The organism is Sporosarcina sp. ZBG7A, assembly GCF_000813425.1.
Taxonomy (GTDB): domain Bacteria; phylum Bacillota; class Bacilli; order Bacillales_A; family Planococcaceae; genus Sporosarcina.
This window is the reverse complement of sequence record NZ_JWIB01000035.1, coordinates 1-26105: the sequence shown is the minus strand read 5'-3', so window position 1 is coordinate 26105 and position 26105 is coordinate 1. Positions and strand designations below refer to the sequence as shown.

At 41.3% G+C, this 26105-nt stretch carries 37 protein-coding genes and 1 riboswitch; of the genes, 6 read left to right on the top strand and 31 right to left on the bottom strand.

Annotated elements, in window-relative coordinates; translation table 11 throughout:
• Positions 1–83: 83 nt before the first annotated feature.
• The 14 genes from folD to RL70_RS12985 all read right to left on the bottom strand — a co-directional run bounded on the left by folD (position 84) and on the right by RL70_RS12985 (position 9325).
• A complete protein-coding gene (folD, locus tag RL70_RS13050; RefSeq protein ID WP_039043839.1) occupies positions 84–944 on the bottom strand; it encodes a bifunctional methylenetetrahydrofolate dehydrogenase/methenyltetrahydrofolate cyclohydrolase FolD in 861 nt (286 codons plus the stop codon).
• 5 nt (positions 945–949) lie between these two features.
• Complete coding sequence (gene nusB, locus RL70_RS13045; protein ID WP_039043838.1) at positions 950–1336, bottom strand: transcription antitermination factor NusB; 387 nt, start codon at positions 1334–1336, stop codon at positions 950–952.
• A gap of 110 nt (positions 1337–1446) precedes the next feature.
• Positions 1447–1845, bottom strand: a complete 399-nt coding sequence (locus tag RL70_RS13040) for an Asp23/Gls24 family envelope stress response protein (RefSeq protein WP_039043837.1) — start codon at positions 1843–1845, stop codon at positions 1447–1449.
• An 18-nt stretch (positions 1846–1863) separates the two neighbouring features.
• Positions 1864–3216 (bottom strand): acetyl-CoA carboxylase biotin carboxylase subunit, encoded by a 1353-nt coding sequence (accC, locus tag RL70_RS13035; protein WP_039043836.1) that lies wholly within the window; start codon positions 3214–3216, stop codon positions 1864–1866.
• 14 nt (positions 3217–3230) lie between these two features.
• Complete coding sequence (gene accB / locus RL70_RS13030) at positions 3231–3758, bottom strand: acetyl-CoA carboxylase biotin carboxyl carrier protein (RefSeq protein WP_039043835.1); 528 nt, start codon at positions 3756–3758, stop codon at positions 3231–3233.
• Positions 3759–3909: 151 nt separating this feature from the next.
• A complete protein-coding gene (locus RL70_RS13025; protein WP_039043834.1) occupies positions 3910–4455 on the bottom strand; it encodes a SpoIIIAH-like family protein in 546 nt (181 codons plus the stop codon).
• Positions 4442–4873 (bottom strand): hypothetical protein, encoded by a 432-nt coding sequence (locus RL70_RS13020; RefSeq protein WP_039043833.1) that lies wholly within the window; start codon positions 4871–4873, stop codon positions 4442–4444. Before RL70_RS13020 ends, RL70_RS13025 begins: the two co-directional genes overlap by 14 nt.
• Positions 4874–5130: 257 nt before the next feature.
• Complete coding sequence (locus RL70_RS13015; protein WP_082003416.1) at positions 5131–6033, bottom strand: hypothetical protein; 903 nt, start codon at positions 6031–6033, stop codon at positions 5131–5133.
• 7 nt (positions 6034–6040) lie between these two features.
• A complete protein-coding gene (locus tag RL70_RS13010) occupies positions 6041–6439 on the bottom strand; it encodes a SpoIIIAC/SpoIIIAD family protein (RefSeq protein WP_039043832.1) in 399 nt (132 codons plus the stop codon).
• The gene (locus RL70_RS13005) at positions 6418–6627 is read right to left on the bottom strand and encodes a hypothetical protein (RefSeq protein ID WP_025784730.1); all 210 of its coding nucleotides are present in this window, start codon (positions 6625–6627) and stop codon (positions 6418–6420) included. Before RL70_RS13005 ends, RL70_RS13010 begins: the two co-directional genes overlap by 22 nt.
• Before the next feature lie 126 nt (positions 6628–6753).
• Entirely contained in the window at positions 6754–7311 is a 558-nt protein-coding gene (efp, locus tag RL70_RS13000; protein WP_039043831.1) for an elongation factor P, read from the bottom strand.
• A 20-nt stretch (positions 7312–7331) separates the two neighbouring features.
• Positions 7332–8393, bottom strand: a complete 1062-nt coding sequence (locus RL70_RS12995) for a Xaa-Pro peptidase family protein (RefSeq protein ID WP_304413266.1) — start codon at positions 8391–8393, stop codon at positions 7332–7334.
• 2 nt (positions 8394–8395) lie between these two features.
• Entirely contained in the window at positions 8396–8836 is a 441-nt protein-coding gene (aroQ, locus tag RL70_RS12990) for a type II 3-dehydroquinate dehydratase (protein ID WP_039043829.1), read from the bottom strand.
• A 60-nt stretch (positions 8837–8896) separates the two neighbouring features.
• A complete protein-coding gene (locus RL70_RS12985) occupies positions 8897–9325 on the bottom strand; it encodes a hypothetical protein (protein WP_039043828.1) in 429 nt (142 codons plus the stop codon).
• Positions 9326–9458: 133 nt separating this feature from the next.
• On the opposite strand from RL70_RS12985, the gene RL70_RS12980 reads away from it, so the two are divergent.
• Positions 9459–10439, top strand: coding sequence for a DUF1385 domain-containing protein (locus RL70_RS12980; RefSeq protein ID WP_052245961.1), 981 nt, complete (start codon positions 9459–9461; stop codon positions 10437–10439).
• 39 nt (positions 10440–10478) lie between these two features.
• Here the strand turns inward: RL70_RS12980 and RL70_RS12975 are convergent, their stop codons facing one another.
• Positions 10479–11312: a biotin/lipoate A/B protein ligase family protein gene (locus RL70_RS12975; protein WP_039043827.1), complete on the bottom strand. Its 834-nt coding sequence runs from the start codon at positions 11310–11312 to the stop codon at positions 10479–10481.
• Between the two features lie 136 nt (positions 11313–11448).
• On the opposite strand from RL70_RS12975, the gene RL70_RS12970 reads away from it, so the two are divergent.
• Positions 11449–11805 (top strand): rhodanese-like domain-containing protein, encoded by a 357-nt coding sequence (locus RL70_RS12970; RefSeq protein ID WP_039043870.1) that lies wholly within the window; start codon positions 11449–11451, stop codon positions 11803–11805.
• A 42-nt stretch (positions 11806–11847) separates the two neighbouring features.
• On the opposite strand, the gene gcvPB is transcribed toward RL70_RS12970, so the two are convergent.
• The 11 genes from gcvPB to comGA all read right to left on the bottom strand — a co-directional run bounded on the left by gcvPB (position 11848) and on the right by comGA (position 20426).
• Positions 11848–13332, bottom strand: a complete 1485-nt coding sequence (gcvPB, locus tag RL70_RS12965; protein WP_039043826.1) for an aminomethyl-transferring glycine dehydrogenase subunit GcvPB — start codon at positions 13330–13332, stop codon at positions 11848–11850.
• On the bottom strand, positions 13325–14671 hold the full coding sequence (gene gcvPA / locus RL70_RS12960; protein WP_039043825.1) for an aminomethyl-transferring glycine dehydrogenase subunit GcvPA: 1347 nt from the start codon (positions 14669–14671) through the stop codon (positions 13325–13327). The genes gcvPB and gcvPA overlap by 8 nt, the downstream gene beginning before the upstream one ends.
• Positions 14672–14719: 48 nt before the next feature.
• Entirely contained in the window at positions 14720–15820 is a 1101-nt protein-coding gene (gene gcvT, locus RL70_RS12955) for a glycine cleavage system aminomethyltransferase GcvT (protein WP_369795233.1), read from the bottom strand.
• A gap of 141 nt (positions 15821–15961) precedes the next feature.
• Positions 15962–16053: riboswitch (glycine riboswitch) on the bottom strand.
• Between the two features lie 91 nt (positions 16054–16144).
• A complete protein-coding gene (locus RL70_RS12950) occupies positions 16145–16705 on the bottom strand; it encodes a shikimate kinase (RefSeq protein ID WP_052245960.1) in 561 nt (186 codons plus the stop codon).
• 4 nt (positions 16706–16709) lie between these two features.
• Positions 16710–16886, bottom strand: a complete 177-nt coding sequence (locus tag RL70_RS17925) for a hypothetical protein (RefSeq protein ID WP_156137979.1) — start codon at positions 16884–16886, stop codon at positions 16710–16712.
• Positions 16867–17313: a competence type IV pilus minor pilin ComGF gene (gene comGF / locus RL70_RS12945; protein WP_197054124.1), complete on the bottom strand. Its 447-nt coding sequence runs from the start codon at positions 17311–17313 to the stop codon at positions 16867–16869. Before comGF ends, RL70_RS17925 begins: the two co-directional genes overlap by 20 nt.
• Positions 17310–17606 (bottom strand): hypothetical protein, encoded by a 297-nt coding sequence (locus tag RL70_RS12940; protein WP_039043822.1) that lies wholly within the window; start codon positions 17604–17606, stop codon positions 17310–17312. Before RL70_RS12940 ends, comGF begins: the two co-directional genes overlap by 4 nt.
• Entirely contained in the window at positions 17599–18012 is a 414-nt protein-coding gene (locus tag RL70_RS18410; protein WP_369795234.1) for a hypothetical protein, read from the bottom strand. The genes RL70_RS12940 and RL70_RS18410 overlap by 8 nt, the downstream gene beginning before the upstream one ends.
• Before the next feature lie 20 nt (positions 18013–18032).
• Positions 18033–18362, bottom strand: a complete 330-nt coding sequence (gene comGC, locus RL70_RS12930; protein ID WP_039043820.1) for a competence type IV pilus major pilin ComGC — start codon at positions 18360–18362, stop codon at positions 18033–18035.
• Between the two features lie 14 nt (positions 18363–18376).
• Positions 18377–19462 carry a competence type IV pilus assembly protein ComGB gene (comGB, locus tag RL70_RS12925; RefSeq protein WP_039043819.1) on the bottom strand — a complete coding sequence of 362 codons (1086 nt, stop codon included), beginning with the start codon at positions 19460–19462 and terminating at the stop codon, positions 18377–18379.
• A complete protein-coding gene (gene comGA, locus RL70_RS12920; RefSeq protein ID WP_039043818.1) occupies positions 19425–20426 on the bottom strand; it encodes a competence type IV pilus ATPase ComGA in 1002 nt (333 codons plus the stop codon). The genes comGB and comGA overlap by 38 nt, the downstream gene beginning before the upstream one ends.
• A gap of 263 nt (positions 20427–20689) precedes the next feature.
• On the opposite strand from comGA, the gene RL70_RS12915 reads away from it, so the two are divergent.
• Positions 20690–20932 carry a DUF2626 domain-containing protein gene (locus RL70_RS12915; protein WP_025784748.1) on the top strand — a complete coding sequence of 81 codons (243 nt, stop codon included), beginning with the start codon at positions 20690–20692 and terminating at the stop codon, positions 20930–20932.
• 32 nt (positions 20933–20964) lie between these two features.
• On the opposite strand, the gene RL70_RS12910 is transcribed toward RL70_RS12915, so the two are convergent.
• Positions 20965–21600, bottom strand: coding sequence for an MBL fold metallo-hydrolase (locus tag RL70_RS12910; RefSeq protein WP_039043817.1), 636 nt, complete (start codon positions 21598–21600; stop codon positions 20965–20967).
• Between the two features lie 161 nt (positions 21601–21761).
• Between RL70_RS12910 and RL70_RS12905 the strand changes: the two genes are divergently transcribed.
• Positions 21762–21941: a DUF2759 domain-containing protein gene (locus RL70_RS12905; RefSeq protein WP_025784750.1), complete on the top strand. Its 180-nt coding sequence runs from the start codon at positions 21762–21764 to the stop codon at positions 21939–21941.
• Positions 21942–22052: 111 nt separating this feature from the next.
• On the opposite strand, the gene RL70_RS12900 is transcribed toward RL70_RS12905, so the two are convergent.
• From RL70_RS12900 to rpmG, 4 genes are all read right to left on the bottom strand, one after another.
• Positions 22053–23975 (bottom strand): LTA synthase family protein, encoded by a 1923-nt coding sequence (locus RL70_RS12900; protein WP_039043816.1) that lies wholly within the window; start codon positions 23973–23975, stop codon positions 22053–22055.
• A 102-nt stretch (positions 23976–24077) separates the two neighbouring features.
• Positions 24078–24299, bottom strand: a complete 222-nt coding sequence (locus RL70_RS12895) for a YqgQ family protein (RefSeq protein WP_231567276.1) — start codon at positions 24297–24299, stop codon at positions 24078–24080.
• A complete protein-coding gene (locus RL70_RS12890) occupies positions 24281–24850 on the bottom strand; it encodes a 5-formyltetrahydrofolate cyclo-ligase (protein WP_039043815.1) in 570 nt (189 codons plus the stop codon). The genes RL70_RS12895 and RL70_RS12890 overlap by 19 nt, the downstream gene beginning before the upstream one ends.
• 66 nt (positions 24851–24916) lie before the next feature.
• A complete protein-coding gene (gene rpmG / locus RL70_RS12885) occupies positions 24917–25066 on the bottom strand; it encodes a 50S ribosomal protein L33 (protein WP_025784754.1) in 150 nt (49 codons plus the stop codon).
• Between the two features lie 169 nt (positions 25067–25235).
• Here rpmG and RL70_RS12880 point away from each other — a divergent pair, with 169 nt between their 5' ends.
• Both RL70_RS12880 and RL70_RS12875 read left to right on the top strand, forming a co-directional pair.
• A complete protein-coding gene (locus tag RL70_RS12880; protein WP_052245959.1) occupies positions 25236–25595 on the top strand; it encodes a hypothetical protein in 360 nt (119 codons plus the stop codon).
• Positions 25592–26056 (top strand): hypothetical protein, encoded by a 465-nt coding sequence (locus RL70_RS12875; protein ID WP_039043814.1) that lies wholly within the window; start codon positions 25592–25594, stop codon positions 26054–26056. The genes RL70_RS12880 and RL70_RS12875 overlap by 4 nt, the downstream gene beginning before the upstream one ends.
• Positions 26057–26105: the final 49 nt, after the last annotated feature.

Here is a 26105-nt window from a genome sequence, read left to right as displayed (position 1 = left end):
TTCCCCTCCTGCGTATAAAAAGCTGTCTCTCACTTACAAGAAACAGCACTGTTGTATTCTATGTAACGGCATCAGCCGCTTTCTTAAATATAATTACTGCACGCTAATTGCGCACTCTTCAACGTGTTTTTCAGTAACATGGTTACAGTCATGGGACCGACACCACCAGGGACAGGTGTTAGTGCACCTGCTTTCTCTTTGACGCTCTCGAAATCGACATCGCCACATAGTTTCCCATTTTCATCACGATTCATACCAACGTCAATCACTGTTGCACCTGCTTTAATATGCTCAGCCGTAATGTATTTTGCCTGCCCAATTGCAACTATCAATATATCCGCTTGACGTGTAAATGACACCAAGTCTTCGGTTTTAGAATGGCAATAGGTGACTGTTGCATCTTTTTGAAGAAGCAATTGCCCCATAGGCTTTCCAACAATATTACTGCGACCAACAATTACCGCATGTTTTCCGGATATATCAGTACCCGTATGTTTAAGTAATTCTAAAATACCTGCAGGTGTGCATGAAACATATGATGTTTGTCCAATAATCATTTTCCCAACGTTTTCCGGATGAAAACCATCTACATCTTTTTTAGGGGAAATAGAGCGGATTACTTTGTTCTCATCGATATGAGGCGGTAATGGCAATTGGACAAGAATTCCGTGAATTGTTGGATCGTTATTGAGTCGTTCAACGGTATCCAGCAAGTCTTTCTGACTCACAGTAATCGGCAACTCAATCATTTCAGATTTCATACCTGCTGCAGTACTGGATTTCTCCTTATTCTTCACATATGTACGAGATGCTTGGTCTTCTCCCACGAGGACAACAGCAAGACCTGGACGACATCCTCTTTCAATGAGTCGGTCCACGTCTATTTTAATCTCTTCTCGAATTTTTGCGCCGATCGCTTTTCCATCTATGAGTACACTTGACAAATTCGTCACATCCTTTGTTGGTCAAATTTCGACAGTACACCATTAACAAATCGTCCTGATTTTTCGTCTCCAAATGTTTTACAAAGTTCAATTGCTTCGTTCACTGCTACTCTGTGTGGAACGTCCTCGTTATACAGTAACTCGTATACTGCAAGTCGTAGTACAGTCCGTTCAATTTTCGGAAGTCTCTCCAACGACCAATTCTCTAGTTTTCCAGTTAGCACTTCATCAATAGATTCTTGCTTGTCACGTGTTCCTTTTACCAGCATTTCGTAAAAAGAATCGATTGGTCCTTCAGTAATATAGCTAATTGCCTCATCTACAGGCAGTGTTGTTCCATCAAGCTGGAAAAGGGTCTGAACCGCTTTTTCTCTCGCTTCTCTTCGTTTCATACAATTTGTCTCCTTCGTCACTGGTTCGATTAGGCTTTATCATAGCACAAATGCAGTATGAAGATACAGTCACAATAGGCAAAAGCATCATCCGAAGATGATGCTTTTCGTCATTCTGTCACTGAATTCACTTCAGAACGGATTCCAGTTACGTGTACATTGACTTCTCCTGTTTCAATCGAAGTCATATGATACACCGCTTCTTTAATCTTTTTCTGCACATTTGCAGCTACTTGAGGAATAAGTTGACCTTCTTCTGCGATACAAAAGACGTCAATAATGAGTTTGTTATCTACCCAGTCAGTTTTCACGCCTTTACCATGCATGACTTTCCCAAGTCGTTCTGCAACACCAGTTGCAAAGTTTCCTGAAGTCATCGCAATCCCTTGCACTTCAGAAGTTGCGATTCCAATAATAACTTCCAGAACTTCAGGAGCGAGCTCAATCTGGCCAAGGCTCTCGTTTGCAGAGGAGTTTGCTTCAATAAAAGAATTCGCTTTTTCAGCCATATCAGCGCGCCTCCTTCCTTAGTTTAAATTCATGACATCATATTTTTCAAGAAACTTCGTGTCAAAGTCCCCTGATTTAAACACATCATTTTTCATAAGATTGTAGTGGAAAGGAATGGTTGTTTTAACCCCTTCTACTACAAATTCATCTAGAGCACGTTTCATTCGTGCAACTGCTTCTTCACGAGTGTCTGCATGAACAATCAGTTTCGCTACCATCGAGTCATAAAACGGCGGAATTTTGTATCCTGGATAAACTGCTGAATCTACACGAACTCCATTTCCACCTGGTGGAAGATACATTTCAACCGTACCTGGAGACGGCATGAAGTTTTTCTCTGGATTTTCCGCGTTGATGCGGCACTCGATTGACCAGCCATTAATTTTAATGTCTTTTTGTTTGAAAGGTAGCTTTTCACCTGCTGCAACTTTCAACTGTTGCTGAATTAGGTCAATTCCCGTGATCATTTCAGTTACAGGGTGTTCTACCTGGATTCTCGTATTCATTTCCATGAAGTAGAACTTCTTGTTGATGTGATCGAAGATGAATTCAACAGTACCAGCACCTCTATAATCAACGGCTTCTGCCGCTTTCACAGCTGCTTGTCCCATTTCCTTGCGCAATTCAGGAGTTAGCGCCGGAGATGGTGCTTCTTCTACTAACTTCTGCATACGGCGCTGAATGGAACAATCACGTTCACCTAGGTGAACTGTGTTGCCATGCTTGTCCGCCAATACTTGAATTTCAACGTGTCTGAATACTTCAATGAACTTCTCAAGATAAACCCCAGGGTTACCAAACGCAGCTGCAGCTTCTTTCTGCGTAATCTTGATACCTTTTTTAAGTTCCTCCGGATCACGTGCTACACGGATTCCTTTTCCACCGCCGCCAGCCGTTGCTTTAATAATAACTGGGAAACCGATTTCTTCAGCAACCGTAAGCGCTTCCTCTTCATCAGCAACTAGACCGTCAGATCCAGGCACAATTGGAACACCTGCTAGACGCATAGTTTCACGAGCCACGTCTTTCGTTCCCATACGTGCAATCGCATCAGAAGTAGGGCCGACAAACTCAATATTTACTTCTTCGCACATTTCAGCGAAGCTTGCGTTTTCAGCAAGGAAACCATAGCCTGGATGGATTCCATCACAATCTGTCATTTTAGCAACACTTATGATATTTGAAAAGTTCAAGTAACTGTCTTTTGAGAGTTTGGGTCCGATGCAAAACGCTTCATCGGCAATTTTTACATGCAATGCATCTCGATCGGCTTCAGAGTAAACAGCTACTGTTTCCAGACCGAGCTCCTTACATGCACGGATAATACGTACGGCAATTTCACCGCGATTTGCGATTAGAATTTTCTTCATCGTCCATTCCCCCTTTAATTTTCTTTTACAAGGAAAAGTGGCTGCCCGTACTCAACGAGCTGTCCATCTTTAACAAGGATTTCAACAATTTCACCAGATACTTCTGCTTCAATTTCGTTGAAAAGCTTCATAGCTTCTACGATACAGACAACATCTTCAGTTCCAACCTTCTGTCCCACTTGAACAAATGCTGCTGCTTCTGGAGATGATGACTTATAGAACGTACCGACCATTGGAGATACGATACTCTTTAATGATGGATCAGCAGCTTTTACTTCAGCTGCAGGTTCTGCAACCGGCTTCGCCACTTGTTTAGGTGCCTCTACAGTTTCTGGTACAGCTTGTTGAACAACCTGTGCTCCTGAAGTGGAATCTTGAACATCCGGTACTGGCATTTGAACTTGAACCGGTGCCATAGCTGTTGCAGTTGTATTGCTTTTTACAATTTTAATTTTAGCCCCATCTGCTTCATACGTAAATTTGTCGATTGAAGACTGATCGATAAGTTTAATAATTTCTCTAATTTCTTGAATCTTTAACATGAACGATTCTCCTGACTCCATAAAGTTTTGTTTTACACCCTCATTCTCTATAGTAGACGTTTTTTAAGGATTTTGAAATAGTTAACCCCCATTTCCCCTCTAAAAAACATGTAAACAGAAAAAAAGACCCGGATTTTGGGCCTTTAACAGATTACTGGTTGCCTGTGAAATCGACTTGTACTTTTTTAGCATCGTCCCAACTTGCTAGAACATATTGTGTGATTTCATCTGCCAATTTAGCAGAATGCCCTTCAGTTGAGAGAACAGTTACCTTCACTTCTCCGTTTTCTGTTCGGACAAATGCTTCTGGATATCCGAGCGCCTTGATTTGTAATTCTAATAACGCTTCCGCGGAATCCCGTTTATTAAGCTCGGACATTTCGTCGAATGCTTCGTTTTTCTCTTCAGCTGTATAATCAGGGGATGTCATCTTAGCATTCAGTTGTTCTGATATTTTGCTACGCTCATCACGGACAGCCATCCGCATCTCTTCAAATAGATACGACGTTGCAAACACCGGCGTTTGCTTATCGGATGAACCCTTTTTCGGGACTTCAGCCGTTTCAGTCATATCACTTGAAAAAATGGAGATTCCGTCGAAAGGCATTGGTGCTTTCTCTTTAATATAGTAAATCGAGATGACAGCAACAAGGCTCATTAGTGTTAAAAACCAAACTGTTCGTTTATTTGTTCTCATCATAGTTCCCCCTTTTGGTCATTTCCACGATAACAATTCGATGTTCTGGTACTTGAAGGACAGCAGACAATATCCTTGTGAGTTCAGATTTGAGACCAGGATTCCCGGCTCCTTCCGCCACAACAAGTACACCCGTCGCTTCGTTTGTGTTGGAGTCCGCTGACTTTGTGAAGTAATCAGAAAGCGGTGATTGTTCTTTTGCTCCCTTAGGAGGATGAAGGTATATGGAAACCTCCCCCACTCCATCAATCTTTTTCAACGCTGTTTCAAGTGCTGCCGCTTCTGTATTCCCCTCCTTTTCATTTGACTTCCCGGACGTCGTTCCTTCTGATTTCCAGGGTGGATTGAGTAAGATGAATACGAGAACCGTGATCGCTATGAATAGGATCACTTGCATTTTCCCAGTCGGTTTTTGCATGACATCACCATTCCATCTGTCTGTTTAGGACCGGGGGCCTGTTCATCTATGAAACAATGTATGCACGATTTCCTGTTCCTATAACCTGAGAAAGGAAAAGATATTCAGTAGCAACCACATTCCAGCAGCAAGTTTAGCCAAATAGCCGAATTCTTCTTTTCTGGATTCTGGCATCATCATAGACAAAACCCCCGAGAGAACCGAAATCAGGACAACTCCTATTAGAAATTTGCCATTTCGAATTCCCCCTTTTTCACTTAAGTCATTGAAAGCTTCACGTAAACGATAAAAAATAGAACTGTATAAACAAAAGCAAAAATCATTAGAAATGTAATAGCGCATAACACGAATAGAGATCGGCCGATATCATCCAATACGTCAGATAACTCAGATGAAGTGAACGGTTCGATCAGCGCTGCACACCATCGATATAAAAAGGCCAAAAGCAACGTCTGCACGACAGGTAGGATGGCAATCCCCCACAATGTTACTAGTAGCCAGCCTCCCACCATAACTCCTGCCCCTGATGAATACCGGCCAAGTGTCCCCATGCTGTCTGTTACAAATGATCCGACGAACGGAATGTTCTGTCGAATCAATTCCTTCAGAGGCTCACTTGCTGCTTCTGAAATTCCCCAAGAAACCGCTCCTCCAGCAGTTATGAAAATCGAGTAGGCCGCAACAATTGATGAAACAACAGCTAATAATGTTGTCCGCAGCATGTCCGAAAGCTTTGAATACGAAATGAGAGGATTCAGCCGGGTAACGATATCAAACAGCAACGCAGCAGTGACCAAGGGCAACAACAATCTATCAGCGAAAAACACAGCACCATTTGCAAACAACAGCAGAGCAGGCTGGAAGTTGAGAAGGCTCAGTGCATTTCCCGAGATAGCCATGCCTGCAGTTAAAACCGGATAGCTCGTAACAAATAACATGGCTATCGACTTCATGAGTTGTTGGATCAGCAAGAGTTGCTCAAATGCCGGACGTAAAACTACTAGAATTATCACGATATAAAGTAATTGCTTTGTCCACTCCGAGAATGAGGGGAATAGATAATTCAATACTGTCGCCAATAGCGCAATGATAATTACGACAATGAAGCTATATAGCAAGCCACTAATTAGTGATTGCAGAAAATCGAGTATGGTAATCATCCCCCATTCACGGCGAAATGAGCGCAGTGAGTGTCTGTATGAGATTGACAAGCTCAGGCAGCCAGAAGGACAGGATAGCAATTTTGACTACAAATTGAGCTAAGTTCGCGAGCGACGAATATCCGGATTCAGACAAATGTTGCGTAATCGATTCGGAAATAAAAAACAAAAACGCGCTGACCAACAGAAGTTGCCCATATGGCTCAGGTACACCGTGAAAAATATCGCTTAATTTTTTAATAAATGGGATCAAAACGTTCATCATGATATAAGCAAGAACAAATAGAAACAAGGCACTATACAAGATCGGATGTAACTGCGGGACTGCAAAACGGATAACGAGCAGCAACAAGAAAACGACGAGTAATTGAAAAAGGAGTGCCATTACATTGCCAAAGAGAGCCATTGGAAAAACTCAGAAATCTCAGTAAAGAAAATCTTTAAAAAGCGAATCATTTCTACTGCGATGTACAAATACGCAATGAAAAATAAGAAAAAAGAGAACTCTTTCTTTCCTGTCTGTTCGAAAAAGATGTGCAAACAACCGATAACTAGTCCGATGCCGGCAATTCGCAATAAATCATTCAGTTCCATCCGGCGATCCTCCTCCTGTTTCACTATACGCATGTGCTTCAGACAATATGAAAAACGCTTGCCCATTCGATGTGAATGGGCAAGCGTTTTAGAGGTTACTTATATAGGTTTTCAATACATTAGAGATTATGCGCGGGACACATATTCTCCTTCACCAGTATTAATGATGAGTTTATCGCCAATGTTTACGAAGAACGGAACTTGTACGGTAAGGCCTGTTTCTAGCTTCGCAGGCTTCGATCCGCCACTCGCTGTATCTCCTTTAATACCAGGTTCAGTTTCAGCAACTTCAAGTACAACCGTTGCAGGTACTTCTACGCCAAGTACTTCCTCTTTGTATTGAATGACGTGCACTTCCATGTTTTCTTTCAAGTAATTCAATTCTTCTTCAATTTGCTTTGTAGGCAGTTCGATTTGCTCGAAACTTTCGTTATCCATAAATACGTGATCGTCACCGTTTGCATAAAGATACTGCATACGTTTATTGTCAATTTGTGCTTTCGCTACTTTCTCTCCAGCACGGAAAGTCTTCTCGTTCACGTTACCTGAACGTAAATTACGTAATTTCGAACGGACAAACGCAGCGCCTTTTCCTGGCTTAACGTGTTGGAATTCCATAACGCGCCAAATATCGCCGTCTACTTCGATTGTCAATCCTGTTTTAAAATCGTTTACTGAAATCATCTTGTTTCCTCCAATAGCTCTTATAAAATTTGCAGTTCTTTTGTACAGTGAGTTAACCGTTCACAACCATTTTCAGTGATTACAAGATCATCTTCGATCCTTACGCCTCCGATACCTGGCAAATAAATGCCTGGTTCAGCAGTAACCGTCATGTTCGGTTCAAGTACTGTTTCAGAGCGGAAGGACAGCCCAGGAGCTTCGTGGACCTCAAGACCGATACCGTGACCTGTAGAATGGCCGAACGCTTCACCGTACCCTTTTGAAGCAATGTAATCCCGTGCAATCGCATCTGCTTGGATGCCGGTCATCCCTGGTTTGATGCCTTCAACTGCCAGTTTCTGCGCAGCAAGGGTAATCTCATAGATTTCCCGCATTTTTTCCGATGGTTCACCGACAGCCACTGTTCGCGTTATGTCGGAGATGTATCCATTATACAACGCACCGTAATCCAATGTCACGAGTTCTCCAGTTTCTATTTTTTTGTCGGTTGCTACACCATGAGGAAGTGCACCTCGAATACCCGAAGCGACAATTGTATCAAATGACGAAGAAGTCGCCCCTTGTTTACGCATGAAGAACTCCAGTTCGTTCGCTACTTCCAGTTCCGTCATGCCCGCTTTGATGAATCCACAAATATGTGTAAATGCATCATCTGCAATTTTTGCGGCTTGCTTCAATACTTCCAATTCTTCTGGTGTCTTAATGATCCGGAGTTTTTCAACAAGTCCTGCAGTTGGGATCAGCTCAGCTGTTACTTTGCTTTTATACAGTTCATACATCCCGAATGTCAAATCTTCTTTTTCAAACCCTAAACGTTGCACCTTCATCTGCTCAACTTGTAGCGCAACTTCTTCAATAATCGTTTTTTCATGTTGAACAATGCGGAAATCTTTGATTTGGTCTGCTGCTTGCTCCATATATCTGAAATCGGTAATGAATACCGCGTCGTCATTAGAAATGATCGCAACACCTGCAGTCCCTGTAAAGCCTGTCATATATCGGCGATTATAGCCACTCGTAACAAATAATGCATCCAGTTCTTTTTCAACCAGCAATTCTCTAAGTTTTGTAAGTTTCATAATGATCATTTCCTTTCCATTTTACGAATCAATGCGCGTGCACCCAACTCATAGCCATCGGTTCCTAATCCCGAAATCTGCCCTGCACACACAGGAGCAAGCAAAGAGGTCTGCCTGAATGACTCTCGGTTATGTATATTCGAAATGTGTATTTCTACAACTGGTAAGTTCACAGATGCAATGGCATCCCGAATAGCAATACTCGTATGTGTGTAAGCTCCAGGATTAAAAACGATTCCATATGTATCCTCGTCTGCCGCCTGATGAATACGATCAATCAACGCGCCCTCATGGTTCGATTGAAAACACGATAACCCGATATCATGGTCCATGCATAACGCGCGAATACGAACTTCAATATCCTCGAGTGTATCATGTCCATAAACATCAGGTTCTCGTTTTCCTAATCGATTCAAATTCGGACCATTTAGCAGCAACAAATCCATAGTCTATCAGCCCCTAGCCATTTTCCTTTCTATTTTATCACAACATTTAGACGAGGTAACCTATTTGGCTTTCTTCGGCAGTTCATTCTTCATGAAAACTGAAGTGCCCACGACAAACCTCGTAATAATGGCGGCTAGACAAAGAAACGGAATTGAAACAGATTTAAAAGCAGATCCTACAGAATCAGGTCTTGAAATCGTCCATTCCACTGCACAAACAAACAATACCGCAAGTATGATTGACATAATTGAGGGCGGTAGTTTAGAAGCGAATTGCATCACACTATACAGCACGATGAATAGTAAAAGTAATACGATAGTTAAAACCAGCCATTTCGAAATCGGTGATTCTGTAGCAAGGATATTCCATTTGCGCGACCAGCCAATTGGTGACCATTTAACAAAATGGAATACCTTTAAAAACTTCAGACTCAGAGCCGTTAGTAATGCAGCAACTAACGCGGTCCAAAAAAGTGTAGGCATATGCATAGTTGTCCCTCCTGCTCCAAGTCTCACCGGTTCTCTCAATTTTAAACGTGATGGTGGAGCAATCACTTATTTTCCTGTACAATGAGAACATTGATACAAAATTGAGACTTTATAAAGAAAGTGTGGGCTGTACATGGAAAAAAATCATCAATCCCCTGCATATGGCGGTCAGGCACTTATTGAGGGCGTCATGTTTGGAGGAAGACGACATACAGTAACCGCTATTCGTCGAAAAGACGGTACGATTGATTATTTTCACGTACTAAAAGAGAGTAGCCCGCTTCGTCAAAAGTTAAAGAAAATCCCTTTACTCAGAGGAATTGTGGCGCTAATCGAGTCTGCAGGACTCGGTTCAAAGCATTTAACTTTTGCAAGTGATCATTATGATGTGATGCCAGGCGAAGAAGTCGACAAATCAGATGAAGAATCCTCTAAATTGACGATGATTTTAGGGGTTGCGGCAGTCGGTGTACTTTCCTTCCTATTCGGGAAATTTGTCTTTACGTTATTCCCAGTATTCCTTGCTGGACTTTTCCATCCGATCTTCCCAGGAAAAACAGCTCAGATTCTGTTAGAGACGTTGTTTAAACTGACACTCCTATTGAGTTATGTTTCCCTCATATCCATGACGCCACTTATAAAACGGGTCTTCAAGTATCATGGTGCGGAGCATAAGGTCATCAATGCTTATGAAAATAATCTTCCGTTAACTGTGGAAAATGTACAGGCTCAATCACGCTTGCATTATCGATGTGGCAGTAGTTTCTTGCTATTCACGGTCATTGTTGGGATGTTCATTTACTTCTTAGTACCGACCGATCCATTCTGGTTACGAATTGTGAATCGAATTCTACTGATCCCTGTTGTTCTTGGAGTATCATTCGAAGTGCTTCAAATAACGAATGCTGTGCGAAATATTCCAGTGTTACGTTACTTGGGATATCCTGGGTTATGGCTCCAATTGTTAACAACAAAAGAGCCCGAAGACGATCAGGTAGAAGTAGCGATTGCTTCGTTTAACAAATTGCTTGAGATTGAAGTACATGGTGAGGATGTTCTAACTAATCCATCTCCTTTATCTCCCGAGAGTGAAATGAGTACAGTGAACCTATAACGCAAAAGGAAGGCTTCCACGATTGGGAGCCTTCCTTTTTCACTTTCTATATGTCCATTCATCATTCGCGTATTTACGATTTTCAATTTCTTTCACAATCTTGAGTTGTTCAGCAGAGAGATCATACGGTACGAGTTCTATGTCGAGTGCTTTTTCGAAACCTCTAGAAAAAGCTAACGAACACTCTGTCACAGTGATATTACGATCAGTTAAACGGTCAATAGCGACTGCCTTTTGTGGGAGTCCTTTTCTTACTTGTTCTCTAATTTCTTCAGTATCGAATTTAAATAGCGACACAAGCTTGTCTTCATCCAAACTGAGTAAAATCGCACCGTGTTGTAAAATCACGCCTTTTTGACGTGTTTGTGCACTGCCCGCCACTTTTTTCCCCTCTACAACGAGCTCATACCAACTTGAAGTGTCAAAACACACTCCGCTTTTCGGACGCTTCAGTTGTTCCGATACTTGGTCTGATGGTACTGCAAAAGAGGCTTCTAAGCCGAGATTCCGAAATCCTTCGAGCAATCCTCCTGAAATGACACGATACGCTTCTGTCACTGTTTCAGGCATGTCTGGATAATCTTCTGAAACAATCACACTGTATGTAAGTTCGTGTTCATGAAGTACCCCTCTTCCCCCTGTAGGTCTCCTCACGAAACCGAGTCCGTGTTGCCGCACAGCTTCGGTATCTATTTCTTTAGACACACTTTGAAAATAACCGATGGAAAGCGTTGCAGGATCCCATTCGTAAAAACGAAGAACCGGACCGATTTCCCCTTTACTGTGCCAGTCGAGTAGTGCTTCGTCCAATGCCATATTAAATGATGGAGAACACTTGCCTGACTGTATATAATTCCATTTCAATTTATCCATTTTCCCCCGCCTTTCCCTTCATAACGAACTCAATTTTATCATTGCAATTGAACATGTGCCACTTAATCTTTATAATGAAGAATGAGATAGAAAGGGGAAAGATGTTTTGGATGCTAATTGGTATGTATTAATAGGGATGTTAGTTGTGATGATTGCTTATTTCGTCATTACGGCTCTTCGCCTCCGCAAAGCGGTTACGAATTTGACTCAAGAGCAATTCATTGAAGGTTACAGGAAAGCACAACTGATCGATGTGCGCGAACCAAAAGATTTTGATGCAGGTCATATACTTGGTGCCCGCAACATTCCGTACACTCAACTGCGACAAAGGTATAAAGAAATCCGTGCTGACAAACCCGTCTACTTGTATGATCAAAATGGAGGTAAAAGCGCGCGAACAGCTCTTTTCTTGAAAAAGAAAGATTATACGCAGCTTTACCATTTACAAGGTGGATTCCGTACGTGGTCAGGTAAAGTGAAAAGTAAAAAGTAATTATTTGAAAAGGACCGAAGCGCTTAGGCTTCGGTCCTTTTTTTATGCTTTCACTAATTCTTCTTCCGTTGCAGGAGTGTAACGAAGTACTGGCTTACGCGCAGCTTTCGTTTCATCCAAACGACTAATGACAGTCGTATGAGGAGCTTCTTGTACGATTTCAGGGTTTTCTTCCACTTCTTTAGCGATTTGAATCATCGCATCGATAAAGGAATCGAGCGTTTCTTTAGACTCTGTTTCAGTTGGCTCGATCATCATGCCTTCTTCGACATTGAGTGGGAAGTAGACTGTTGGTGGATGGAATCCGAAATCGAGCAGTCGCTTCGCCATATCGAGCGTCCGAACACCAAGTTTTTTCTGACGTCGACCTGATAAAACAAACTCATGCTTACAGTGCTGCGGATATGGAAGGTCGAAAAACGGCTCCAAACGACGCATCATGTAGTTCGCATTCAGAACTGCATTCTCCGTAACTGCTTTCAAACCATCCGGCCCCATCGAACGAATATACGTATAAGCACGCAAGTAAATTCCGAAGTTCCCGTAGAATGGTTTTACACGACCAATAGATTGTGGAACGTCGTAGTTGAACGTGTAGACACCATCGTTCTTTTCTAATACAGGTTTTGGCAAGAAGGCAGCAAGATCTTTCTTCACGCCAACTGGACCAGAGCCTGGACCGCCACCGCCGTGTGGCCCTGTGAACGTTTTATGCAAGTTCAAGTGAACTGCATCGAAGCCCATGTCTCCAGGTCGAGCTTTTGACATGACTGCATTCAAGTTCGCACCATCGTAATACAACTTCCCGCCAGCCCCATGGACGATTTTTGCCATTTCCATAATATGCTCTTCAAAAAGACCAAGAGTATTAGGATTCGTTAACATGAGAGCTGCCGTATCGTCTCCGACTTTCGCTTTCAAGTCCTCGATGTCCACTAGACCGTTTTCATCGGAGTTAACAGTAACCGTATCAAAGCCTGCCACCGTTGCAGATGCAGGGTTTGTACCATGTGCAGAGTCTGGAACAAGCACTTTTGTACGTCCAGTATCGCCATTCGCTTCATGGAATGAACGGATCATCATCAATGCAGTCCATTCTCCATGTGCTCCAGCTGCTGGTTGAAGTGTGACTTCATCCATACCTGTAATTTCACATAAATGCTCCTGCAAGTCGTAGGCAACTTCCATTGCGCCTTGAACAGTTGACTCATCTTGCAAAGGATGAATGTTAGCGAATCCTGGAATCCGCGCAACCGCTTCGTTAATTTTCGGATTGTATTTCATCGTACATGATCCTAACGGATAGAATCCTGTGTCGACGCCGTGATTCCGGTTCGACAATGCTGTGTAATGACGCATGATGTCCAACTCAGAAACTTCAGGAAGTGCAGCATCTTCTTTACGAACTAACGAGTTAGGCAGAAGTGCTGACAAATCTACTTCTGGAACATCCAAATCAGTTAGGCTGTATCCAATACGCCCTGGTTTTGAGACTTCAAAAATGAGTGGTTGGTTTTCGTTATGCATGGACGGCCTCCATTTCCTGCACAAGTGCATCAATCTCTTCTTTCGTCCGTTGCTCAGTCACTGCAAATAATGCGTGATTTTCCATTCCTGCATATGTCAAACTGAGGTCGTATCCGCCAATAATACCTTGCTCTAGCAATTGTTTGTTCAACTCTTTCACTGAACGCTTGCAATCTACTACGATTTCGTTAAAGTGCGAATTCCCTCCAAGAACTGTAAAACCTGCTTTTTCGAATGCTTGCTTAGCATAATGAGTTTTTGCATAGTTTTGATAGGCAATTTCACGTGCACCAGTTTTACCTAGAGCTGTCATCGCAACAGAAGCTGCAAGTGCGTTCAAGGCTTGGTTTGAACAAATATTGGAAGTGGCTTTATCGCGGCGAATATGCTGTTCACGCGCTTGCAATGTCAGTACATAGCCTCGTCGACCTTGATCATCTGTCGTTTCGCCGACAAGACGTCCTGGAACTTTACGCATAAGTTTCTTAGTTACTGCGAAATAGCCACAATGTGGTCCACCGAACTGTTCAGGGATACCGAAGGGTTGTGCATCCCCCACTGTAATGTCCGCACCAAGTTCCCCTGGAGGTGTTAAAATTCCAAGCGCCAGTGGATTGGAGGATACGACAAACAATGCACCATTGTCGTGTGCCAACTCGCCGATTGCCTGCAATTCTTCAACTTGACCGAAGAAGTTCGGATATTGCACTAGAACAGCAGCCGTGTCATCAGCCAACAATTTCTTTAATTCTTCGACATCTGTCACGCCATCTTTTTGCGGAATGGTGATAACTTCAATCTGTTGACCATCTGCATAAGAGCGAACTACATCGCGGGATTCAGGATGTACCGTTTCAGAAACAAGCAGTTTTTTACGTTTTGTATGTCCTGCTGCAAGTGTTCCCGCTTCTGCAAGTGCCGTACCACCGTCATACATGGAAGAGTTTGCAAGATCCATTCCTGTCAATTCACAAATCATCGTTTGGAATTCAAAGATTGCTTGAAGCTCCCCTTGGGAAATTTCCGGCTGATACGGTGTATACGCTGTATAAAATTCAGATCTGGAAATAACATGGTCGACAATGATTGGCTTGTAGTGATCATAAACGCCTGCTCCAAGGAAGGATGCAAACTGTTTGGAATCCGCATTTTTCGCCGCTAATCTCGAAAGCTCTTTGAGTAATGCAGATTCGGATTTTGCTTCCTTAATAGCTAAATCCCTAGTGAAACGAACACTTTCAGGTATGTCTGCGAACAGTTCGTCGACGGAAGAAATTCCGATAACATTCAACATTTCTTCACGATCGGCTTCAGTCATTGGCATATAACGATGCATCATAAATAGTTCCCCTCTTTCCCTTTGTACGGAAATAGTATCCGTTTCACTTCATGAGCGCTTATAAAATGGTGTTTCGATAATTAGAGCTTTCAGCTTTTTATTTCTGACTTCCACTTCAAGTTCTTGTCCAAGATCAGATACCTCTTGGTTCACTAAAGCAAAGCCTATATTCTTTTTCAGTGTAGGAGATTGTGTTCCAGTCGTTACTTCACCGACCAATTCGTCATTGTGATAAACGGGATATCCTGTACGCGGAATCCCTTTGTCTATCATTTCAATTCCGACAAGTTTGCGCGGAACGCCATCTTGCTTTTGTGCTGCCAAAACTGACTTACCAAGGAAGTCCTCTTCCTTTTTCAATTTCACAACGAAACCAAGTCCTGCCTCCAGTGGCGAAATTTCTTTCGACAACTCTTGACCGTACAATGGTAAACCCGCTTCAAAACGAAGCGTGTCCCTCGCACCGAGACCTGTTGGAACTAATCCATCTTCTTTCCCTTCAGTCAGTATTCTATCCCAAAGTATAACTGCTGCTTCAGGAGAACAGTAGATTTCAAAACCATTTTCTCCAGTGTATCCGGTACGCGATAACAACGTTTTTTCACCAGCAATATCCACATTGTCTTTAAAACGGAAGAAACGAATTTCTGACAGTGGTTCATCCGTAAGGCGTTGTAGAATGGTTTCTGCTTTAGGTCCTTGCAATGCAAGTAACGCCCAGTTCTCCGACTGATTGTCAATTTGCACGTCTTCATTAGCTTGTTTTTTCATCCAGCTAACATCTTTTTCAATATTGGATGCATTAACAACTAAAAGATAGTCGTTTTCTCCCCGTTTATAGATTAACAAATCATCGATTGTGCCGCCATCTTCATAACACATAGCAGTATACTGGGCTTGCCCGTCCACTAATTTTGCAACATCATTCGTCACAAGCTTTTGCAAGAAAGGTAATGCGCCTTCACCACTAACGAGAACTTCACCCATGTGGGATACATCGAAGAGTCCAGCCTTTGTTCGTACAGCTTCATGTTCTGCTTTTATGCTAGAAAACTGAACTGGTAGTTCCCAACCACCAAAATCGATAGTTTTTCCATTATACCGCACATAACTATCAAAAAGCGGTGTTCGTTTCAAAGTTCCTGACAACACAATCTCCCCCATTCATCTAAAAAAAAGAAAGAGACCCCCTTTTTTAAAAGAGAGCCCCTGTTCATCCTTCTGAACGCTCCTTATTGCGGAAGCTAACTTCAGAGGTCGGCCACATTTGACCAACACTGTTCAGAGATGCGTCCAACATGAGTCTTTTTGCCTGAGAGATTCATGACGTTGTCACTTGCTCCTTCGGCGGCGCTTTTTGCGCTCTCTCCCCATGCATTCATCCGCACTATTCAATTCGCCGCAAGATAGTTTAAGATTCCGAAAACTAATATCTTTCGACCCTATCTTACCAGTTTGTCGATTGAAGTGCAATTACTTTTGAGCGCTGCTTAATGGATCATAAGGGATTTCAATAGAATCCGTTTCACTAGACAAACGTTCCATTTGGAATGCGATGTACTCGGTGACTTTACTAAGAGATCGCTGCCTTGTCTGAACCATGAAATGTGCGGATTGTTTATACGCATCGTAGCGTTTGTGGTAAAGTAACTCGATTTCAGCGCGGGAAGAGCGCTGAACGATCGGTCTGTTTTTATCCGTTGCAATCCTTCTCCAGATATCTCGAAAAGGGGCATCAAGGAAAAACACCAGTCCAGTTGCACGCATGAGCTTGCGATTTTCTTTACGCATAGCAACACCGCCACCCGTTGCAATGATACACTTTTCGTCTCGAAAGGTTTGAAGAAATTCGGTTTCCATCTCACGAAATCGTTCTTCCCCATATGTTGCAAAAATTTGTGGGATCGTCATACCTGTTTTCTGTACGATTTCATGATCCATGTCATAAAAGGGGAGCTTTGTAAAAAAACTCAATCGCTTACCGATTGCACTTTTTCCACACCCCATGAATCCAACTAGGTATACTTTGTTCATAAAATCATCCGCCCTGCATTTTTGTTATCACTGCCTTCTCATAAACCGTTCCCAGCGAATCATACGTTCCATATAAACTATCATGCCACGAAACGAATGTAAAAAGAAAGAGGGAGACGAAAAATAATAATGCAAGTGCCATAACAAGGACGACTCCTCGTTCATTTTTCACTAAGACCAACCGCAACCCTCCTTTGGCGTTCGGTCCCATCTTGAAGTGTTACAGAGACTACGAGTAATGGACCTTCATCAACGAAATTGACTTTTTGCACGTTTGTTAGCAATGGGACATGCCCCTGACTTCCAACTCTCCTTCGTATGACACCACCTACGCTGCTATACTCGGTATTAGTAGATGTATCCATCGTAAAGGCAGTTAATATCGTTCCATCATTGTTGACGCCAATCATTTGCACTGCTGAGAGATCTGTTTGCAAATCTACCATAAACAGCTCCCATTCAGTAGTTTGACTATCTGTTAACTGGCTATGTGTGGACTCTTTAAAGAGCAAGAACATGATTATGAGGTGTAGGAACGCTGCCGCAATGAGCAATTGAAACAAACTTTCAAGCAACGTATATCCTGACTCATGCCGGGCTTCCTTCACGGTGTACATATCATTTCTGTATTTTTGGATGTTGGGTAATTGACGCACAGCCGATCATTTACTACCGTCCATTCATATTCCGTACCTTCTTCAGTTCGAACTCCTCCATTAATTCCATAAGTCGTATAGAGCAAAGCCCCTTGATACATCGTTTCTTTTGCTCTCATTTCATGTTTTTTGTTTTCTAATCCTGATAGCATCCTAAACGATAAAGGCAGTAACGTACTAAAAATGACCATCATAATAGTTAATGTTAAGATGGCTTCCGGCCAAGAATAACCTGATTCATTCATAGAGCAGCATCCTCCCCCTTTGGAACTGAAATCGAATCTTTTTCGATCCACTTGAAGTTTCAAAAGTCATGGTCCCTGTTTTATACATATTTCCATTTTCCTGAAAACTGATAGTCCGTAATGTACTAGTGTTGTCAAATTTTACGGTTGGTGGAAAGTTGGTTTTTGTCTTCTCATTAGTATCAGAGTAAGTCACCGAATACGTTTTCCCGTCATTCGTGAAACTAAGCCACGTAGTGGTTTGATGTGCAATGGAATACGCCTGCATCTTTTGAATAGTCGCCTTAAATGCTTCAAGCCCGTCCCGTTCCGACTGTACGGTTGTCCATCCACTGCTCACCGGCACAATAATTGCAGTCAGGACTCCTAAGAGTGTGAGAACTAGGAGCAACTCCAAAAACGTCATACCCTTTTCAGTCGAATTGTTCATTCAGTTCCAGAAGCTGATTTAGGATTAATCACTTTCCCTTCTGCATTTATGGTTAGCACAGTGCCATCTGGACATTTCGCCTCTGCAGGCAAATAGTCTTTAGCAGTTAGATCCTCAAGACTAGTAGGAATTTGTTTCGTATCCATTTTGTAAGCCTGCACTTGCCCCTCCACCATTTTCAAGTAGGCATCACAACCCTTTGTGTCAATGGATTTGGAGTGCTTTGTCACGTTAGGAATCGCAACTAAAATCAGTACAGAAATAATTAATAGAACAATCATCATTTCTATCAGAGTGAACGCTTTCTCATTGCGTAAAAATTTCATTGGATTTGCTCCTTTTACATGTTTTTTATCATTCCGTATACGGGCAATAATAGTGCTAAATACGCTGCAATTATGCAAACGGCTAGAGCGACAAACAAAACTGGTTGCAACATGGCCATCATCCGGTTCACTTTCCGATCAATTGTGCTCCCTAACTGCTCACTATAGAGCAACAATTCCTTAGCTAAATGGCCACTGTCAGATCCGTGTTTTGCAAAGAACGATAAGTCTCGTGTAAGCCCATCTGTAAGATTTATCGCTATATGAAAAGGTTCTCCTTTTCCTGCTTCCTCATGAATCGATTGTGCAACTCGCGCTAAAATGGGATCCGTTTTTTGTTTCGTTAAAATAGTCATCGCTTCTTGAATTGAATTACCCGCTGAGAGTAAGTTTCCGGTTTCAGAAGCAAATAGTCTCGTCAAAACGCTACTATACATTTCACCAACAAACGGAAGCGCTACTATTCTTTTGATTTTTGCTGCAGGACTTAATCGTTTCAAATAGATTCTAGTAAATACTAACAAAGCCCCACCAGCGCCGATTCCTCCTAATAACATATCAGGTGCTTTCGCTACCACACGAGGTAAGTATTTTTCAATACCTTGAGTTGTCACCGAACGAGAAGTGGCTAGTGTCTCGAAGTTCGGTAGAAAATAAATCTTGAATGCAATCAGCAATAACGCCATAGCCAACATGAGTACAACTGGATAAGTCGCTGCTTGAATGAATTTCTGTTTTCTTTGTTGTGCTGCTTCTAGACGTAGGGACGCGCCATTCAACGCTTCTGCTAACCTTCCATCAGTCTCCGACAACTCAACAGACAATAAAATCCTGTCTGGAAATCCGAGTACTCTAAGTACTTCGGAAACGTTGGCTCCTTCTCTAAAAATGTCATCAACTTCTTGTATCAAACTCAAACTATTTAAACTGTGATGAGGTAGTAATAAAGAAAAACATTCATGAATCGTATAGCCTTCCTGCAGTAATTCAGAAGCACGCAAAAGAAACAGCGACTTGTCTTTTACAACGTATAACGAATTTCTTTTTCGTGAATACCAACGCTTAGGATGAATAATTGGAGTTACTGTATTTTCTCGCAACTGCCTCTACACTCCCTTCCTCAGAGAGATAGATCGGTTCTTTCTTTCTAAGGGAGTCTTTAAGATTCTCTAATTCTTCATCTTGATAAATCTCAAAAACAGCTGCCAATTCGCCATCAGATTTACGAATGAGACGCTGAGCTGAAATGCAAACGGCAGTCTGCCGCAGTTCCTCTGCCGAGATACCGAAATCCATCATTCTATAAAAGCAGCCTAAAGGATCTTTTGCGTGGACAGTAGTTAAAACTAAGTGACCCGTTAAAGAAGCTTGCACAGCAATTTTCGCTGTTTCTGAGTCACGAATTTCACCTATCATAATGACATCCGGCGAATGGCGTAGAATTGCTTTGAGTCCCGCTGCATAAGACATACCCGCACGTTCATTCACCTGAATTTGCAATAAATGACTATGAGGATTCTCAACGGGATCTTCTAATGTAATTACGTGACGCTCTAACTCATTAACACAATGTGCAGTTAACGAATAGATAGTCGTGGTCTTGCCGGAGCCAGTTGGACCTGTGATCATGAAAAGACCTTGCTGCTTAGTTATGGAGTGTTTCAGCATTTCAGCCCATGATGGTTCGATGCATAATTGATCAAGTGATACAATCCGGTCATGTTGTTGAATCCGTATGACCGCACTTTCATTTAAATGTATGGATGGAATTGTTGAAATACGAAATGAGTAGTTACTTTTGTTGAATTGTTTGTGGAATGAACCGCTTTGGGGTTTTCGGCGGTCGCTAATATCGAGGGAAGATAGGAATTTGTAAAAAGAAATCATGCGGGTCGCTAACTGTGGGGGGAGTTTACCGATCCGTTCCAGCTTGGTGCTTTTTTTGTGAAACAAGCCATAGCCATCTTCAGTTGGTACAAGGTGAATATCTGTTGCATCCACATCAATTGCTTTTTGCAATAATTGAAAACACTTTTGTTCAATCACATTTTCTTGAGTTTCCATGTACACCCCTCTCTCTATAAACATAAGACCGCTTTATGTCTTGCCCATAGTATAATGCCCCTTAAGACAAAAAGGAATAGTTTGCGCGAAAGTAGCATTTTGGATACCCATAGCCGTATGTCAATTTAATTTTCATTTAATTAAAATTATTTTAAAATCACGGATTTGTCATATCGAACCCTTTACTTTGAGTTTACTTTTGACAGCACTATCCTATATAATAGAGAGGAGTTTATTGTATTGTTGTAAGGAGGGACGCACTTATGGATAATATGTTCAAGCTGTGTGGTTTCTGGACAGGGATTTTCGCAGTTATGTTTTTTGTTGGTCATATGGACCAAGTCGCACTTTTATTTGTCGCAAGTACTATTTTCTTCATGCTGCTTGGCTACATGAAACTTACTGAAAGAATGTACTTGTATATGTTTGGCGCGTACTTAATGTTATTTACAGTTGGGTTCACGTACTATGCAACATTCATTCACGTACCAGGAGCAGGACACTAAAAGTAAAAACAGCCGAAATTCGGCTGTTTTTTTTAAAATCCATTTAGAAATGGATTTGAGTCCATCTCGTCTTTAGGAGTTGTTTTTGGCCCGTGTCCTGGATAGACTTTATAATCTTCGTCTAAAGATAATAACTTCTGCTCAATCGCTGTCAGCAATTGATGTGTGTTACCTCCAGGAAGGTCTGTACGACCAACTCCTTGGCGGAACAACGTGTCTCCAACAATAACGAACCGATTATCATGAAAAACGTAACTTACGCTTCCTGGTGAGTGGCCTGGGGTGTGGCGTACTTCGAACTCAAAAGGACCGAGTTGCATTGTACCTTCACGGTCAATAGTATGATCTGCCAGTTGACATACAACAGGTGCTAACATTGGATATTTCGCTGATCCATTTAAATCCGGATTGCGTAACCATAAATTTTCATCTATATGGATGTATACCGGAATGTCGTATCGCTTACGTATTGGCTCAAGTGCTCCAATATGATCGAAGTGTGCATGTGTCAGTAAAATCGCTATCGGCTTCATATTTGCCGCTTCGATTGCTTCAATAATTTTCTCTGGCTCTTCTCCTGGATCGATTATTAGGCAATTACCGTTGGGACTACTAATCAGATAACAATTCGCTTGTATAGGTCCGAGTGGTAAGGTTTTAATTTTCATAAGAATCGCCTCCTCTACTTTATAGTACGGAATCCTTGCAAAAATTTCAAACAATCGTCACGTTTACAACTCGACAAACTATCAACGAAACAGTACAATAGAAGGTGAGTATTGCTAACTAGGCATTCATCTGTTCTTTTTTGAAAGGAGTGTCATCATTCATGAATCTTTTAATGGTTATTTTTGGTCTTATTGCTATTTTAGCTGTAGTTGGTACCGTGCAAGGATTCAAAGAGCGTAACTTGCTCAGTATTGTATTTAACTTATTGGCAGCCGTAATTTTTGGTGGCTTTACAATTGCTACAATTGTTTTCCAAGGCTATCCACCATCCCTACATTAATGTCAATCGAAAACGTCTTTTGCTTAATTGCAAAAGACGTTTTCTTTTTTCTCCTTATTAGATCACACAGAAAACCCGATTGCGCATAATAACTCGCAATCGGGTTTTTTCTTATTCTTTACCTTTTGTTTCTGTTTGTTGTTTTATTTCTGTCTGCGGTTCTGAATGATTACCTTGCCCATCTTTAAATCGTAGCAAGTCACCATTAATAATTGTATCTGAGTACTCAAGTTCTTTGGATGCTCGCTCTACATAAGGCGCACATAGCTCTCCATCTGTAGGTTCACCCGTTTCAGCATCATAACAAACCTCATGTGCATAAACGTATTTGTCCGTTACAAATCTGCCGTCTCTAAAAATTACAAAGTCTTCATGTTCTTTCGAGAACAAGTCAGAGCCGAACTGTAAATCGTCTTTCGTATCAATTCCGGCCAAGTTTAGTACTGTAGGACGAATATCCATTTGGCCAGCAAGTTCATGCATCACTTTTCCTTTACCATTGCCAGGAATGTGAATGAAGAATGGCACTTTTTGAAGCTCAGTATTGTCAAACGGTGTAATTTCTTTATCTAAATACATACTCATTGCTTTGTTGTGATTTTCAGAAATACCATAGTGGTCACCATACATCACAATAATGGAATTATCGTAAAGTCCACTCTCTTTTAGCTCTTCGAATAATACTTTGATCGATTCATCCAAGTAGCGAGACGTTTGGAAGTATTTGTTTAACGTTTTCGAATTTGATGTATATGGAGGAATTAGCATATCCTCATCATCCAAGTCAAAAGGGTGGTGATTGGTTAAAGTCAACAAACGAGAAGAAAATGGCTGTGGCATCTCTTTCATCATCTCTACAGACTGTTCAAAGTATGGAATATCTTTCATTCCCCAGTTTACAGCTTGACCTTCACCAATATCATAACTCTCTACATCATAGAACTTTTCAATACCGAGAGCTTTGTACATGATGTCACGGTTCCAGAAGCTCCGGTTATTCGCGTGCATTACGTTAGTAAAATAACCGTTGTCAGCTAGTTTTTCTGACATAGAATCGAATGTATTACCACTGTGTGTAAAGAACACGGCACTACCATTTCTCGGATAAATTGAGTTTTCAACAATAAATTCTGCATCCGATGTTTTTCCTAACCCTGTTTGGTGGTAGAAGTTATCGAAGTAGAATGTATCTTCATCCTTTGTCAATTCGTTAAGGAATGGTGTAATTACATGACCATCCATTTCTTGGTTAATGACAAAACTTTGAAGGGATTCAAGAGAAATCGTAATAATATTACGTCCTTTTGCATCTTCGAACATATCTACACTTGGTTCTTTATGATTCGCATGTACATAGTTCTCGACTTCAGAAAGCTCACTGCCATCAGCCAGTACACGCTGTGCATGTGACTTCGACTGGATAATCAAGTCATAAATGTGATAGTTGTACGTACCAATGTTTTTCACAAGCAATTCACGATCAAAGCTTCGTGTCAATAATTGAGGACGCTCTGCCTCAGCAAGACCTAAGTTCACCATAAACAATGCCGCTGTTGCGATGAAATATAACCGGCGACCCATTTTAAATTGATTTACGGTCTCGGTTGGCTGGGGGATAAATTTCACAGCAAGTGCCACAATAATTACATCCGTGAAAAAGAAAATATCAGTGCCATGAATATTTGCCATGACCGATGAAGACAAGTCTCCGAAGTTATTTGTTTGGAAAAGCGTTGGAATGGTTATGAAGTCACTGAAGAAACGATAAAACACTGCGTTCGCGAACATTACAATCGATGTCATTACACTGATAGTGATTATATAAATATTACGACGTTTCGTTGTTTTGATAAATAGTGCTACTCCATAAACTAACAATAAAAAACTAAGTGGGTTTATAAAAAGAATTAGTTGTTGAACCATATTATCTATACTCATATTAAAACTTGTCAAATAACCGAAGTAGGTCGTTAGCCAGGTTGCAAGAACTGCAACCACTAGCACGGAGTGTTTCGGCCAGTTAATTCTATTCATTTCATCTCGTCCTTTCTAAATCGAAAACATGCATCTACCTTATAATAACGTTTTAGGACACACAAAAGTTTCACTATAACAAAATACATTGGAATGATGTGTCTACTTTTCGGGAGTTTCCACACATTTGGACAACTCATTTCGTATGAGTAATGATGCACTGATATAGTCTTCTTTCATGATAAGTTTGTCATCATACAAATCTTTCAGTTCGGACTGCATTAATAATATATCCGCTCTTCTATCACCCGTATAGATATATGCACCGAAACGCTTCATAAGTCTTATGACGTCCCAAAATTCTTTCATTCCTGTATGTTGCATTGAATTTCACGCTCTTCTGTGATTATTTTTCGCACTGGTACATCATGATTTTCAATCGGTACTTGGTCGACAAGCTGAAGTTCAAAAGCAATGGATATAGTTTCTCCAGTATAAGTTTCTAGATAACGATCATAATAACCGCCTCCATAGCCTATGCGGTACCCCTCTTTTGTGAACACAACTCCGGGAACGATCAGTAAATCGATTTCAATCTTATTCAAAGAGTCTGTCGTTAATAGATTAGGCTCTTGTAAATCTAAGTAAACTGTCTCTAGTTGTTCAAATGAAGTAATCCCTCTGAAATCCATTGTTTTTTGTTCCGGGTTACACTTCGGAACTACAACATTTTTCCCTAAAGTCCAACATGCTTCAATAATTGTACGTGTTTGAACTTCGGTCTGACGTGATATAGTAATAGCTATCGTTTCAGCTTTTATAAATTCTGCGGTTTTAAGTAAGCGTAAACGGATACATTCTGACTTTCTTATATATTCATCCGCAGACATATTTTTCAATTTCAATAAACAATTTTTCCTGATTATAGTTTTCATTATATACTCTCTTCCCTTCTTTTTGAAAGAAAAAACCAAAACCGTGATAGGTTTTGGCATGAGCAATTATTTCGTTTCACGGTGAAGCGTTTGCTTCATTTCACGTGAGCAATATTTTTTCATTTCAAGACGTTCTGGATTGTTACGCTTGTTTTTCTTTGTGATATAGTTACGCTCACCACATTCTGTGCAAGCAAGTGTAATATTTACGCGCATTGTTGTCCCTCCCACTCATCAGCGATAGTAGAGTATTTATGAGCATGATTTATACGACTGTTCTATTGTATCATAAATTCAATGATTGTCTAGCAAGAAATCTAAATTCCCTAATTGGTTTTTGATATGGTACCATTAAGTAAACTAACTTACCAAGGAGGGCGCTATTGTGTCACTGCCTATCACCCTTATGATAGTAGGGATTATTGCTTTGTTCGTTTCCATCTTTTTTGGTTCAAAGCAACCGAATACAGACGAAATCGAAAAAATTTCAATCAGTTTACACCAAGAGACCAGCCAATTGAAAAAAAGGTTGAAGGCACTAGAAGAAGAGTTAATGGTAGAGCCAGCACCAATCACTCAACTACCCCGAACAAATGAAATGCAGAAACCAGTACATACGATTATCGTAAGTCAGATTATTGCACTTCACGGGCAAGGATATTCTATTGATGACATATCCAAACGCTCTTCCCTCCCTTCTGAACAGGTACTTTCAGTCCTCCGTTCGAAAGGTGTGCGCGTATGATCCGACAACTCCTCCAACTTATAGGCGTCGGGTGCTTAACAGCAGGCACTGTTTTATTTTTCACAAGCGCGACTATTTCTTCAGAAGACAAAAACTCTGTGAATCAGGACAAGGCAATTGCAGAGCTCAATCAAGAATTAGCTACTGTTAAAGCTGCTTTAGCAGACGCACAAAAAGCTACCAAAGCTGATGATAAAACTACAGTATCTACACAAAAGTCCGACGAATCCGAGAAGAAGGACTCTGTTACCAAGATGATTCTCACCCTGTCGTCCGGTGACACTTCTAAAGATGCTTCTGATTCTCTTGAAAAATCGGGAATTATAAAAAGTGCAACCGAATTTGAAGGATATCTAACTAAAAATGGCTTATCTGGAAAGATGCAGATCGGGCAACATGAAGTAGATTCATCCATGAATTTCGCGGATCTTGCCAAAGAACTTACAACTGTAAAGCACTAACAAAAAGACAAGCTTAGTGATACTAAGCTTGTCTCAGACTGTAGACAAA